At 69.7% G+C, this 12,831-nt stretch carries 13 protein-coding genes; 9 read left to right on the forward strand and 4 right to left on the reverse strand.

Features of this window, described 5'->3' with window-relative positions:
• Positions 1-21: 21 nt before the first annotated feature.
• The 3 genes from IEY87_RS30625 to IEY87_RS30635 all read left to right on the forward strand — a co-directional run bounded on the left by IEY87_RS30625 (position 22) and on the right by IEY87_RS30635 (position 2,583).
• A complete protein-coding gene (locus tag IEY87_RS30625; protein WP_189142477.1) occupies positions 22-963 on the forward strand; it encodes an ATP-binding cassette domain-containing protein in 942 nt (313 codons plus the stop codon).
• Positions 960-1,736 carry an ABC transporter permease gene (locus tag IEY87_RS30630; protein WP_189142307.1) on the forward strand — a complete coding sequence of 259 codons (777 nt, stop codon included), beginning with the start codon at positions 960-962 and terminating at the stop codon, positions 1,734-1,736. The genes IEY87_RS30625 and IEY87_RS30630 overlap by 4 nt, the downstream gene beginning before the upstream one ends.
• Positions 1,737-1,974: 238 nt before the next feature.
• A complete protein-coding gene (locus IEY87_RS30635) occupies positions 1,975-2,583 on the forward strand; it encodes a maleylpyruvate isomerase family mycothiol-dependent enzyme (RefSeq protein WP_225277833.1) in 609 nt (202 codons plus the stop codon).
• 15 nt (positions 2,584-2,598) lie between these two features.
• Here the strand turns inward: IEY87_RS30635 and nhaA are convergent, their stop codons facing one another.
• The 3 genes from nhaA to IEY87_RS30650 all read right to left on the reverse strand — a co-directional run bounded on the left by nhaA (position 2,599) and on the right by IEY87_RS30650 (position 5,901).
• The gene (gene nhaA / locus IEY87_RS30640) at positions 2,599-3,888 is read right to left on the reverse strand and encodes a Na+/H+ antiporter NhaA (protein WP_189142309.1); all 1,290 of its coding nucleotides are present in this window, start codon (positions 3,886-3,888) and stop codon (positions 2,599-2,601) included.
• Positions 3,889-3,987: 99 nt separating this feature from the next.
• Positions 3,988-4,623: a TetR/AcrR family transcriptional regulator gene (locus IEY87_RS30645; protein ID WP_189142310.1), complete on the reverse strand. Its 636-nt coding sequence runs from the start codon at positions 4,621-4,623 to the stop codon at positions 3,988-3,990.
• A 6-nt stretch (positions 4,624-4,629) separates the two neighbouring features.
• The gene (locus IEY87_RS30650; RefSeq protein ID WP_225277791.1) at positions 4,630-5,901 is read right to left on the reverse strand and encodes a cytochrome P450; all 1,272 of its coding nucleotides are present in this window, start codon (positions 5,899-5,901) and stop codon (positions 4,630-4,632) included.
• A gap of 181 nt (positions 5,902-6,082) precedes the next feature.
• Here IEY87_RS30650 and IEY87_RS30655 point away from each other — a divergent pair, with 181 nt between their 5' ends.
• Both IEY87_RS30655 and IEY87_RS30660 read left to right on the forward strand, forming a co-directional pair.
• On the forward strand, positions 6,083-7,066 hold the full coding sequence (locus IEY87_RS30655) for a serine hydrolase domain-containing protein (RefSeq protein ID WP_189142311.1): 984 nt from the start codon (positions 6,083-6,085) through the stop codon (positions 7,064-7,066).
• A gap of 139 nt (positions 7,067-7,205) precedes the next feature.
• A complete protein-coding gene (locus IEY87_RS30660) occupies positions 7,206-8,357 on the forward strand; it encodes a DUF418 domain-containing protein (RefSeq protein WP_225277792.1) in 1,152 nt (383 codons plus the stop codon).
• Positions 8,358-8,457: 100 nt separating this feature from the next.
• Here IEY87_RS30660 and IEY87_RS30665 read toward each other — a convergent pair whose 3' ends face one another.
• A complete protein-coding gene (locus IEY87_RS30665; RefSeq protein ID WP_055509312.1) occupies positions 8,458-8,664 on the reverse strand; it encodes a cold-shock protein in 207 nt (68 codons plus the stop codon).
• 506 nt (positions 8,665-9,170) lie between these two features.
• Here IEY87_RS30665 and IEY87_RS30670 point away from each other — a divergent pair.
• From IEY87_RS30670 to IEY87_RS30685, 4 genes are all read left to right on the forward strand, one after another.
• A complete protein-coding gene (locus IEY87_RS30670; RefSeq protein WP_189142312.1) occupies positions 9,171-9,692 on the forward strand; it encodes a phospholipase in 522 nt (173 codons plus the stop codon).
• Between the two features lie 117 nt (positions 9,693-9,809).
• A complete protein-coding gene (locus tag IEY87_RS30675; protein ID WP_189142313.1) occupies positions 9,810-10,949 on the forward strand; it encodes a serine hydrolase domain-containing protein in 1,140 nt (379 codons plus the stop codon).
• A gap of 72 nt (positions 10,950-11,021) precedes the next feature.
• On the forward strand, positions 11,022-11,729 hold the full coding sequence (locus IEY87_RS30680) for a ThuA domain-containing protein (protein WP_189142314.1): 708 nt from the start codon (positions 11,022-11,024) through the stop codon (positions 11,727-11,729).
• Complete coding sequence (locus tag IEY87_RS30685) at positions 11,714-12,802, forward strand: Gfo/Idh/MocA family protein (RefSeq protein WP_189142315.1); 1,089 nt, start codon at positions 11,714-11,716, stop codon at positions 12,800-12,802. The genes IEY87_RS30680 and IEY87_RS30685 overlap by 16 nt, the downstream gene beginning before the upstream one ends.
• Positions 12,803-12,831: the final 29 nt, after the last annotated feature.

The raw sequence follows: 12,831 nt of genomic DNA on the forward strand, positions 1-12,831 counted from the left end.
ACCGACATGAGGAGCACCGACATGACGAACCTGGCCATCGCGGCGAACGGGCTGCGCAAGTCCTACGGCGACAAGGTCGTGCTCGACGGCATCGACCTGACCGTCCCCGTGGGCACGATCTTCTCCCTGCTCGGCCCGAACGGCGCCGGCAAGACCACCGCCGTCCAGATCTTGTCCACCCTGATCCCGGCCGACGGCGGCGAGGTGCAGGTCGCCGGATTCGACCTGGCCCGCAAGCCGGACGACGTGCGCGGCGCGATCGGCGTCACCGGGCAGTACTCGGCCGTTGACAAGCTGCTCACCGGCGAGGAGAACCTGCTCCTCATGGCCGACCTGAAGCACCTGTCCCGCGGGGACGGCAAGCGCAGGGCCGCCGAACTGCTCGACCGGTTCGACCTGGTCGACGCGGCGCGCAAACCGGCCGCCACCTACTCGGGCGGCATGCAGCGCCGCCTCGACCTGGCGATGACACTGGTCGGCGACCCTCGCCTGATCTTCCTGGACGAGCCCACCACCGGCCTCGACCCGCGCAGCCGCCGCTCCATGTGGCAGATCGTGCGCGAACTCGTCGCGAGCGGCGTCACCATCTTCCTCACCACCCAGTATCTGGAGGAGGCCGACGAGCTCGCCGACCGTATCGCCCTCCTCGACCACGGACGGCTGATCGCCGAGGGCACCGCCGAAGAGCTCAAGCGGCGTATCCCCGGCGGCCACATCGAGCTCACCTTCGCCGACGCGCACCTGCTCGACGCCGCTCACCACCTCCTCGGGGCAGGGATCACCGACCCCGAGGCGCTCACCCTGCAGGTGCCCAGCGACGGCGGTGTCCCCGCGATCCGCGAACTGCTCAACCTCCTGGACGAACGCTCGATCGACATCGCCGAGATGAACGTGCACACCCCCGACCTCGACGACGTCTTCCTCACCCTCACCGGCCAGCAGAAAGTGGAGGCCACCCGATGAGCACTCTGTCCCTCGCCATGCGCGACAACTCCACCATGATCCGGCGCCAGCTCAAGCGCCTGCTCCGCTACCCGTCCATGACCGTGCAGCTGGTCGCCACTCCCGTCATCATCCTGATCGTGTTCGTCTACGTCTTCGGCGGCACCCTCGGCGAAGGACTCGGTGGCGGCGGCCGCGACGCCTACGTCAACTACGTCGTCCCCGGCATCCTGCTCATGGCGGTGGCCACCGCCGCGACCGGAACCGCCGTCATGGTCGCCTCCGACATGACCGAAGGCATCATCGCCCGCTTCCGCACCATGCGAATATCCCGGGCCTCGGTGCTGACCGGCCACGTCGTCGGCAGCGTCATCCAGCAACTGCTGGGCATGGCCGCCGTCATCGGCATCGCCTTCGCGCTCGGCTTCCGCCCCAACGCCACCGCCGTCGAATGGCTGGCCGCCGCCGGCCTGCTCACCCTGTTCGTGGTGGCCGTCACCTGGCTCGCGGTCGCGCTCGGCCTGAGGTCCCCGACCCCGGAGGCCGCCAGCAACGCCCCGATGCCCCTCATCCTGCTGCCCTTTCTCGGCAGCGGCTTCGTCCCCACCGACTCCATGCCCACCGTCCTGCGCTGGTTCGCCGAATACCAGCCCTTCACCCCCGTCATGGAGACCGTCCGCGGCCTCCTCCTCGGCACCCCGATCGGCAACAGCGGCGCCATCGCCACCGCCTGGTGCGCCGGCGTCGCCGTCATCTCCTACCTCTGGGCCAAGAACATCTTCAACAAGGCCTGACCATGCACCGGCCGAACCGGGCCGCCAGCCCCACCCAACGGGCCTGGCGGCCCGTTCGCATGACAGCAGCCTCGCGCCCGATATCGCTCAGGAGCGACGATTATCACCCACGGTGGCAGTCACCACCATCGACCGTCCTTACCGACCTGACGCGAGGAATCCTGTGACTTACGACCAAGGCCGTCCGACCGATCCGAAATCGAAAGGAGGAAGCAGCCGTACGCCGGACGTCTGGCCGCTGGTGCACGCCGAGCGAGCGGCTCTGGCGGCCGACCTGGTGGATCTGACCGAGGAGCAGTGGGCCGCACCGTCGTTGTGCGCCGGATTGACCGTGCGCCAGGTGCTGGCGCACCTCACCGCGGGGGCGAGCCTCAACGGCGTGCGGTGGCTGGCAGGCGTGATCCGCTGCCGATTCGACTTCGACAAGCAGGTGGCCATGCGGCTGGCCGAGCAGTTGGGCGCGACCGGGGCCGAGACACATGACAGATTCCGCCGCGTTATCCCGAGCACGACCAAACCTCCCCTCCCGGTCATGGCCATGTTGGGAGAAACGATCGTGCATGCCGAGGACATCCGGCGACCGCTGGGCATCCGTCACGGCTACCCGATCGAGACCCTCACCCGGGTGGCCGAGTACTACCAGGGCTCAGACCTCGTCGTCGCCGCCAAGAGACGGATCGTCGGCCTGCGGCTCGTGGCCGACGACGGCCCTTTCGCCACCGGCTCCGGGCCGCTGGTGTCCGGCGCCACCCTGGCACTGGTGATGGCGATGACCGGGCGATCGGCGTACTGCGATGACCTTGACGGCGACGGCGTCGAGATCCTGCGCGATCGGCGCGACATGTAGCAGATGCCGATGATCTCAGGTGGTCATGCCGGGGCGGTCGTCCTCGTACACGTCAGGTACGCCGTCGTGGTCGCGGTCGGCGAGCTCGCGTTCGTGGATGCGCCGGTACGTACGGTTGCGCAGGCGGAGGATCACCGCCGCCAGCAGTGCGGCGGTCACCGAGCCGGCCAGCACCGCCACCTTGACGTGCGCGTCCTGGCCGACGCCGAAGGCCAGCTCGCCGATCAGCAGGGAGACGGTGAACCCGATGCCCGCCAGCACCGACAGGCCGAGCATGTCCACCCAGGTCAGGTCCTCGTCCAGGTCGGCGTGGGTGAAGCGGGCGGTCAGCCAGGTCGCGGCCATGATGCCGATTGGCTTGCCGAGCACCAGGCCCGCCGCGACCCCCAGCACGATCGGGTCCTGGAACGCGCTCGTCAGGCCGCCCAGCGCCACCCCGGCCGACAGGAACGCGAACACCGGTACGGCCACCCCGGCGGACAGCGGGCGGAAGCGGTGTTCGAAATGTTCGGCCAGACCAGGGCCGCCCGCCTTGTCGCTGCGCAGGACCGGGACGGCGAAGCCGAGCAGCACCCCGGCGACGGTGGCGTGCACACCCGAGGCGTGGACCAGCGCCCAGGTGGCGACGGCCAGGGGCAGCAGCAGCCACCAGGAGCGCACCCGGCGCTGCACCAGCACGGTGAACAGCGCCAGCGGAGCCAGCGCCGCCAGCAGCGGGAGCGGCGACAGGTGGTCGGTGTAGAACAGCGCGATGATGACGATGGCGATGAGGTCGTCGACCACGGCGAGGGTGAGCAGGAAGGTGCGCAGCGCCGTCGGCAGGAACCGGCCGATGACCGCGAGCACGGCCAGGGCGAAGGCGATGTCGGTGGCCGTGGGGATCGCCCACCCCTTGCCCGCGCCCTCGACGCCTCGGGTGACGAGCAGGTAGAGCACGGCCGGGACGATCACTCCGCCGAGCGCGGCGGCGATGGGGACCGCGGCTCGCCGGACGTCGCGCAGGTCGCCGGCGACGAACTCGCGTTTGAGCTCCAGGCCGGCGACGAAGAAGAAGATCGCCAGCAGGCCGTCACCGGCCCAGGTGGCCAGGCTCAGGTTCAGGTGCAGCGCCTCGGGGCCGAGGTGGAAGTCGCGCACTGCCTCGTACGTGTCCGCCCACGGGGAGTTGGCCCAGATCATCGCCGCCACCGCGCCGGCCAGCAGGAGCGCGCCGCCGACGGTCTCCTTGCGCAGGATGGCGGTGATGCGGCGGGCCTCGGTCCACGATCCCCGGCTCAGCAGGGCAGGCTTGCGTGGGTCGGTCATCAGGGATGCTCCGGATGCTCGGGTACGGGTCGGACGTTGCCGACCAGACTTCCCGGCGCACCATTTTCACTGTAGCCCAAGGCTCGACGTCGTCGGTGGTCAGGGGCTTCCTGGCCGGTCCAGGCCGGCCGCGAGCTCGTTGAGCACCGTGTCGACCTGCCGGCCGAGCAGCGCCGGGTCCGGCTGCTGATCCGTGTCCGCGGTGCGCTGGAGCCAAGCCTCCAGGACGACGCGGAGCGCGGTCAGCGCGCAGGCCGCGCACAGGCGGGCATAGACGTCGGCCGCAGGCTGACCGATGCGCGCGGAGATCGCCTCGGCCAGGGCCTTCTCCTGGGCGGCGAGCACGGCCAGCTGGTGGGGCACCAGCGTGGGCGTACTGCGGATCAGTTGGAAGGCCGGGACGAAGTCGCGGCCGGCGACGTCGCTCTGGCTCATGACGACCACCACCGCCTCGCGGAACGCCCGCAGCACCGACTCGGTCCGCGGCCGGGCCCGGAACTGGGCGATGAGCTCCTGCGCGGCGGCCGACAGCGTGGCCATGACCGCTTCTTCCTTGCTGGAGAAGTAGTTGAAGAAGGTCCGCAGCGCGATGTCGGCCTCGTCGGCGATCTGCTCGACGGTGACGTTCTCGACGCCGTGGCGCAGGGAGAGGCGGAGCGCCGCCTCGCCGAGCGCGGCGCGGGTGGCCTGCTTCTTGCGCTCACGACGGCCGACGACCGGCACGGGCTGATCCACCTCAGCTCACCAGGTGACCGGCAGCGAGTGCACGCCGAAGATCAGCATCTCGTTGCGCAGCGGCACCTTCTCGGCGGGCACCGTCATGCGCAGGCCGGGCAGGCGGGTGATCAGCTCCCGGAGGCCGATCTGCATCTCGATGCGGGCGAGCTGCTGGCCCAGGCACTGGTGGACGCCGTGCCCGAAGGCCAGGTGCGGGGTGCGGGGGCGGTGCACGTCGAAGCGGTCGGCGTCGGGCCACTGCTGCGCGTCGCGGTTGACCTCCGGCGTGGCGATCACGACCGTGGCGCCGGCGGGGAGGTCCACGCCGCCCAGGGTGACGGGCTCGGTGGTGACGCGGCTGACACCGAGCTGGATGATGCTCAGGTAGCGCAGCAGCTCCTCGACCGCGTTGTCGATGAGGGCGGGGTCGGCCTGCAGCGCGGCGAGCTGGTCGGGGTTCTCCAGCAGGGCGAAGGTGCCCAGGCCCAGCATGTTGGCGGTGGTCTCGTGGCCGGCGCCGAGCAGGACGAGGGCGACGTCGACCAACTGGGCGTCGGTCAGCGGCGGGTCGGCGTCGTGGGCGAGGCCGGACAGCAGGTCGTCGGCGGGGTTGGCGCGCTTGTCGGCGACCAGGCGTTGCATGAACGCGTACAGCTCGAGGCCGGAGGCGGCCCGCTCCTCGTCGGTGGAGTTGGCGTTGAGCCCGATGGCGGTGCGTTCCTGGAACTCGGCCCGGTCGGCGTAGTCGACGCCGAGCAGCTCGCAGATGACCAGCGAGGGCAGCGGCAGCGCGAACGCCGGGACCAGGTCGGCCTTGTCGCCGGCCGCCTTCATCGCCTCGATGTGCTCGACCGCGATCTCGGTGACCCGGTCCTCCAGCTCCCGCATCCGCCGCACGGTGAACTGGCCGGTCAGCAGCCGCCGGATCCGGGTGTGCTCGGGCGGGTCCATGAAGACGAAGAAGCCGTCCTCTCGGCTCTCCACGGCGGGGCCCGGCTTCAGGGTGCCGGCCGCCAGCTCGGCCACCTCGTGCGGCTGCAGCGAGGTGGCCTCGCGGTGGCGGACCTGGTCGGCGCTGAAGCGCGCGTCCGACAGCACCGTACGGGCCTCCTCGAAGCCGGTCACCAGCCAGGCGCCGGCGCCGTTGAGCAGGGGAAGCGACTGAACCGGGCCCTGACCGCGCCGCGCGAGCAGGCCGGGCGGCGGATCGAACGGGCAGCCGCCGCGCTCGACCAGGTCCGCGGGCAGGATGCGGCGCATCGCCGTGGGGCTGCTGCTGGGGGATTCCTCGGTCATTCGGCACGTCCTGTTCTCGGGTGGAGCGCGGGCCTGCCCAGACTATAGAAAATGCACGACGCGCATCAATGCGCGTCGTGCATGAATGATGGCTAGGTCGGTGGGCCGCACTGCCTGCCGCAGTCCTTGGGTAAGCAACTTGCGTTGACTAAATGGAGATTAGTCAACTACGGTTGCTTGTATGCCCGTACAGGAAGCACTTCAGCGCGCTCTCGACCGAGCCGTCGCCGACGGCGGCGGTCCCGGCATCGTCGCCGAGCTCAGGGACGGCCAGGCGGAGCCGTGGTTCGGCACGGCGGGGGTGGGCGACCTGACCGGCGGTCGCGCGCGCCGGCCGGGGGAGCACTTCCGCATCGGCAGCTTCACCAAGGCGTTCGTCGGCACGGTGGTGCTGCGACTGGCGGCCGAAGGCGCGCTGACCCTGGACGACACGGTGGCCGGGTGGCTGCCGGGCGTGGTGGAGGAGCACCTGGGCGCGGACGGCGCCACGATCACCGTCCGGCGGCTGCTCAACCACACCAGCGGACTCCCCGACGCTCTCCCCGGCCAGGAGCCCCCGCGTCCCGAAGAGCCCGGGACGCGTTTCATCTACTCGAAAGTCAACTACGACCTCGCGGGAATGATCGTCGAACAGGCGACGGGCTCGACCCTCGCCGGCGAGATCGACCGCCGCGTCGCCCGGCCACTGGGCCTGACGGGAACGTACCTCCCGGCCGGCGAGCGGCCGATCCGCGACCCGCACGCGCGGCACTACTCCAAGCAGGACGAGATCGGCCGTCCCACCGAGATCCACGACGTCACCGACGCGGACCTGAGCTGGGCCGGAGCCGCCGGAGGCATGGTCTCCACGACCTCGGACCTGCACACGTTCCTGAGCGCCCTGCTGCGAGGTCGGCTGCTCCCGCCCGCCTGGCAGGAGGAGCTGTTCACCACCGTCCCGACGGACGGCTCGGACTGGGTTCCGGACACCCGATACGGCCTCGGCGTCTACGCCCAGCGGCTCCCGAACGGGGTCACCCTCTGGGGCGGCGGCGGCTACATCCAGGGCTCGACGTCGTACGCGATGGGCGACCGCGAGGGCACCCGCCTGCTGGTGGCCAACCTGAACGGCGACTGGAACGACTTCCACGAGACCTTCACCCAGCTCTTCAGCCCGTGCTTCTGACCTGCATCACGCGCCGGACCCCGCCGGCCGGGGAGAACCTGTACTTAAGTTCGCCCGGTCAGCACCTAAGAACATTCCGGGCCGGTGTGCCCCGTCCCTAGCGTCGGATGTCCAAGGTCATCGATCAAGGGGAGATACCGTGACCACACCGACGCAAGTGCCGCCAGGCTCGCCCGTCACCACCAAACGGGCGCTCGCCCCGGACCTTGCCCGGGGCGGGATGCTCCTGGCCATCGCGTTCGCGCACGCGCCGCTCTTCGTCGTCGCCACCGACCGGGGCAACGCCCTGGCCAACGACCTCGCGATCTTCTTCCAAACGCTCTTCGTCAACAACCACGCGCGGCCGATGTTCGCCTTCCTGTTCGGCTACTCGCTGGTGCAACTGCTGAACGGGCAGACGGCGCGCGGCGGCGACTGGCCCACCGTCCGCAAGCTGCTGCGCCGCCGGGGCTGGTGGCTGCTGGCCTTCGGCTTCGTGCACGTGGCACTGCTGGCCTCCATCGACATTCTCGCCGTGTACGGACTCAGCGCCGTCCTGCTCGTCGGCATGCTGCGGTTCCGGGACTCGGCACTGCTGTGGACCGCGGGACTGATCATGGTGCCCTCGACCGTGGTGATCGGGTTGGTCACGTGGTATCCGCTGTCGCAGGGCCAGTCCGTGTACGACATGGTCTCGGTCGCGGGGACCACCGACCTGTGGCAGATGGCCATGGAGCGGGTGCAGTCCTGGCCGATCGACCTCATCGTGGGTGTGATCATGGTCGTTCCCGGGGTGCTCCTCGGGATGTGGGCGGCGCGGCGGCGGATGCTGGACGAGCCCACGCGGCACCGGACGCTCCTGGTCCGCATCACGGTGATCACCACGGTCGTGTCGCTGGCCGGCTCCGCTCCGCTCGGGCTCGTCCTGACCGGGGCGTGGAAGCCGCAGGGGGCCGCACTGCTGGCCGCCTCGCTCGCGCAGCCGATCACCGGATACCTCGGCGGCATCGGCATGGCCACCGGCATCGCCCTGATCGCCATCGTCGCCGAGCGGCGGCGCAACCGCCTGACCGTCGCCGTCGAGGCGCTCGGCCAGCGGTCGCTGAGCCTGTATCTCTTCCAGTCGATCGTGTTCGTCGCGGTGTTCTACCCGTTCGGGCTCGGGCTGCAGGACGACCTCGGGATCGCGGGCGCCACCGGGGTGGGCGCGGCGACCTGGCTGCTGTCCCTGGTGATCGCCGACCTGATGCGGCGCCTCGGGCACCGTGGCCCGGCGGAGATCCTGCTGCGCCGCCTCGCCTACCGCCGCTGACAACGGCCGTTGGAGCAAACGCCGCTCGAATTTTGCGCCGCCGAACGCAGGCAGGGCCCGCACCAAAGGTGCGGGCCCTGCTGTGGAGCGTGTGCCGTGACTAGGCGGGAACGATGTTCTCGGCCTGCGGGCCCTTCTGGCCCTGGACGACGTCGAAGGCGACCTTCTGGCCCTCGGTCAGCTCACGGTAGCCACCGTTGGAAACGATGTTGGAGTAGTGCGCGAAAACGTCGGCGCCGCCGCCGTCCTGCGCGATGAAGCCGAAGCCCTTTTCAGAGTTGAACCACTTCACGGTTCCGGTTGCCATATCGATCTCCTTTTGATAGGTGCAGAGACGGGATCCGCACTTCACGAACCCCCATGTCGCTGGGATAAGCCCATCCGGAGATGACCGGCAAACAGAAAACGCACCTGATGTGTGTTCCGTCAGGTGCGCACAAGTCCTTATGGGTACCACAACTGCAACTCGTTCAACGTACCACGAGCTCCCCCAAAAGCGCAAGCGACCTCAGGGGTACAGCCTCCTACCCGAGCCGTCTCGCCCGCGAGGCCGCCCGCCCGGCCGGGTCCCTACCGGAATCTGGGATGACCACCCGGGCCGGAGAGGGAGGCCGGCGCGCCTCGTGGGGAGGCCAGGCCATCTGACGGTGCTCGTTGACAGAAAGGCCGCCCGATGTAAAGGGCTGTCGTTGGCCAATTGTCCGGGAGAAATTGATCGAGATCTGCTTCCGTCCCCTTCGGCATTTCGCTTCTTCGGCGAGGGGGCATCGGGAGAAACTTGGGTTCCCCCAGCCCGAGAGAAGCAGGTCTCCCATGAAGACTGCACGATTTCGCGCCACGCTGACCGCGGTCGGCCTCTCCCTGATCACCGTCATCGCCACGGCGGCCCCGGCGCACGCGGTGACGCTGGAGCAGAAGCTGGCCGCGCTCTCCGGATTCAGCCAGCCCACCGCGCCCAGCGCCACCGCCTGGCGGTCGGCCTGGGAGCAGCAGGGGTCGTGGGCGGACTACGCCTTCGACTGGTCCACCGACCTGTGCTCCAGCAGCCCGGACCAGCCGCTCGGCTTCGATTTCCGGATGTCGTGCCGGCGACACGACTTCGGCTACCGCAACTACAAGGCCGTAAGTCAATTCCCGCAGAACAAGAGCCGGGTCGACGACGCTTTCTACTTCGATATGCGGCAGGTGTGCGCCGGATACTCGGGAATTCGCAAGTCGACCTGTGACGGCCTGGCCTGGACGTATTATCAGGCGGTCCGGCAGTTCGGTGACCTCCGCGTCAGTGACAAGCAGATCGAGCAGGTCCAGCGCGACGCCGAGCGTGCCGCCGCGTGACCTCGCCGAAGACCTCCGGACGTCAGGTCCGGAGGTCTTCCTGGTACAGCAGGCACCACCAACGAACTCCCCTCTGCGGGATCGAGGCGGCCCCGGCCCGGCCCCTAGGTTGGTCCCATGACGAACTCACGCTCCCGCAAGTTGACCGGTGCCTCCGTGCTAGCCCTCGCCGTCCTGGCCGGTCCCACCGCGACCGCCGCCTTAGCGGACGCCCCCGCGCCGGCTGTCCAGAAGGCCCTGGACGACCTGGTGAGCAAGGACAAGTTCCCTGCGGCCCTGGCCGCCGTGCAGGACGGTGACGGGAACACGACCGACTACGTCGCCGGGGTGGCCGATCTGAAGACCAAGACCGAGGTGCCGGCCGACGGGTACGTGCGCATCGGCAGCAACACCAAGACCTTCACCTCCGTGACCCTGTTGCAGCTGGTCGGCGAGGGCAAGGTCAAGCTCGACGGCCCGGTCGAGACCTATCTGCCCGGCCTGCTGCGCGGCAAGGGCGTCGATGGGCGGCGCATCACCGTCCGCCAGGTGCTGCAGCACACCAGCGGCCTGCCGGAGTACACCGACTTCCTGGCCGAGGGCGCCCTGCCCTACCAGCACTCCTACTTCCAGCCCCGCGACCTGCTGGACATCGCGCTGAAGAAGAAGGCGCAGTTCCCGCCCGGCGACAAGTGGGTCTACACCAACACCAACTACCTCGTCGCCGGCCTGATCATCGAGAAGGTCACCAAGCGCCCGGCGATCGAGGAGATCACCAAGCGGACGATCGAGCGGATCGGCCTGAAGGAGACCTACTTCCCGAACGTCGGCGACCAGCGGGTACGCACTCCGCACGCCAAGGGCTACCACCGCGACGACCCGAAGAAGCCGATGACCGACGTCACCGTGTTCGAGCCGTCCCAGGCCTGGACCGCCGGGCAGATGATCTCCACGCCGAGCGACCTCAACCGCTTCTTCACCGCCCTGCTCGACGGCAAGCTGCTCAAGCCCAAGCAGCTCAAGCAGATGCGCACCACCATCAAGGTGCCGGAGCTCGGCCCCGGCGGCCAGTACGGGCTCGGCCTCAGCGGCGTCACGCTGACCTGCGGCGGCACCGCCTGGGGACACGGCGGCGCGATCCCCGGCTACTACACCACCAACGCCGCCACGGAGGACGGCCGCGCCGCCGCCATCGCCGTGACCCATCTGCCGACCACCCTCCCGGCCCGCGCCAACGTGGAGAAGGCCCTGGACACCGCCCTCTGCACGAAGTCTTGACGCGCCCCTTACGTGGTTTGGTATGAGATGCGACGATTTGAGTCGTTAATCAGCTGAACGATGGGCGAACGCATGACAGACGAAAACGGCCGGAGAGCTCTCGTGGTGCGGGGCGGGTGGGACGGTCACGTCCCGGTCGCCGCCACCGAGCTTTTCATCCCCTACCTGGAGAAGAACGGGTTCGAGGTGGTCCGGTCAGAATCTCCCGCGCCGTACGCGGACGCGGAGTTCATGGCCGGGGTCGATCTCATCGTGCAGTGCTACACGATGGGCACGATCCAGCCGGAGGAGCTCACGGGACTGGAGGCCGCGATTCGGGCCGGCACCGGCATGGCGGGCTGGCACGGGGGCATCGCCGACTCCTTCCGCAACTCCTCCGACTATCTGCACCTGATCGGCGGGCAGTTCGCCTGCCATCCGGGCAAGGACCCGAGCCTTGCGGGCATGGGCACGCAGGAGCACAATTTCGTGCCGTACACCGTGAACATGCTGCCCGAGGCGGCCGACCACCCCATCACCGAGGGCATCGCCGACTTCGACCTCGTCACCGAGCAGTACTGGGTGCTGACGGACGACTACATCGACGTGCTGGCCACCACGACCCAGAAGATCCGCCCCTGGGACCCCTGGCACCGGGAGGTCACCTCACCGGCCGTCTGGACCCGGCGGTGGGGGAGCGGCAAGATCTTCGTCGCGACCCCGGGACACAGCCTCGACGTCCTGCAGAACGACAGCGTGCGCACCATCGTCGAGAGGGGCATGTCGTGGGCCAGCCGGTGAACGTCGGCGTCGTCGGCTGCGGGGCCATCTCGGCCCAGTACTTCCCCACCATCGACCGGCTGCCGGGGCTGCGGCTGGTCGCCGTGGCGGACCTCGACCCGGACCGGGCCCGGGAGGCCGTCCGCCCTTACCCGGGGGTCGACGTGCTGACCGTGGCCGAGCTGGTCACGGATCCGCGGGTGGACGTCGTACTCAATCTGACGATCCCCGCCGCGCACACCGAGATCGCGCTGCAGGCCATCGCGGCGGGCAAGGACGTCTACAGCGAGAAGCCGCTGGCCGCCACCGCCGAGGAGGCCGAGCGCGTCCTGCGCGCCGCCGACGCCGCCCGGGTGCGGGTGGGATGCGCGCCCGACACGGTCCTCGGCACCGGTACGCAGACCGCGCGCAAGGCGATCGACGACGGCCTGATCGGCACGCCCATCGCCGCCACCGCGACGATGATCACGCCCGGCCACGAGCGCTGGCACCCGAACCCCGACTTCTACTACCTGCCGGGCGGCGGCCCGCTGCTCGACATGGGCCCCTACTACGTCACCAGCCTGGTGACGCTGCTCGGCCCGGTGGCGTCGGTCATCGGCGCGGCCAGCCGTACCCGGTCCAAGCGCGTGATCGGCTCCGGCCCGCGTCAGGGCGAGGAGATCCCGGTCACCGTCGACACCCACGTCACCGGCGTGCTCGTGCACGCCTCGGGGGCGCTGTCCACCCTGGTGATGAGTTTCGACGGGACGGCGACCAGGGCGTCCAACATCGAGGTGCACGGGGAGAAGGGCTCGCTCGTCGTGCCCGACCCGAACCACTTCGACGGGTCCGTCCTGGTGTCGGGGGCGGACGGCTGGCAGGATCTGCCCGCCTCGGCGGGCTACGTCGAGGCGGGGCGCGGGGTCGGGCTGGCCGACTTCGCGTCGACCCCGGCGGGTCAGGAGCCCCGCGCCGGGGGAGCGCTGGCCTTCCACGTGCTCGACGTCATGGAGGCGCTGCTGTCCTCGGCGCACACCGGCGTCGCCGTAACCATCACGAGCACCTGCGAACGCCCTCCGCCGGTCTACTTGCGGCCGAGCGAAGAGGCGTAGAGCGAGCCCACTGGCTCAGGGCGCGCCCC

The organism is Nonomuraea glycinis (assembly GCF_014646515.1).
GTDB classification, from domain to species: Bacteria; Actinomycetota; Actinomycetes; order Streptosporangiales; family Streptosporangiaceae; genus Nonomuraea; species Nonomuraea glycinis.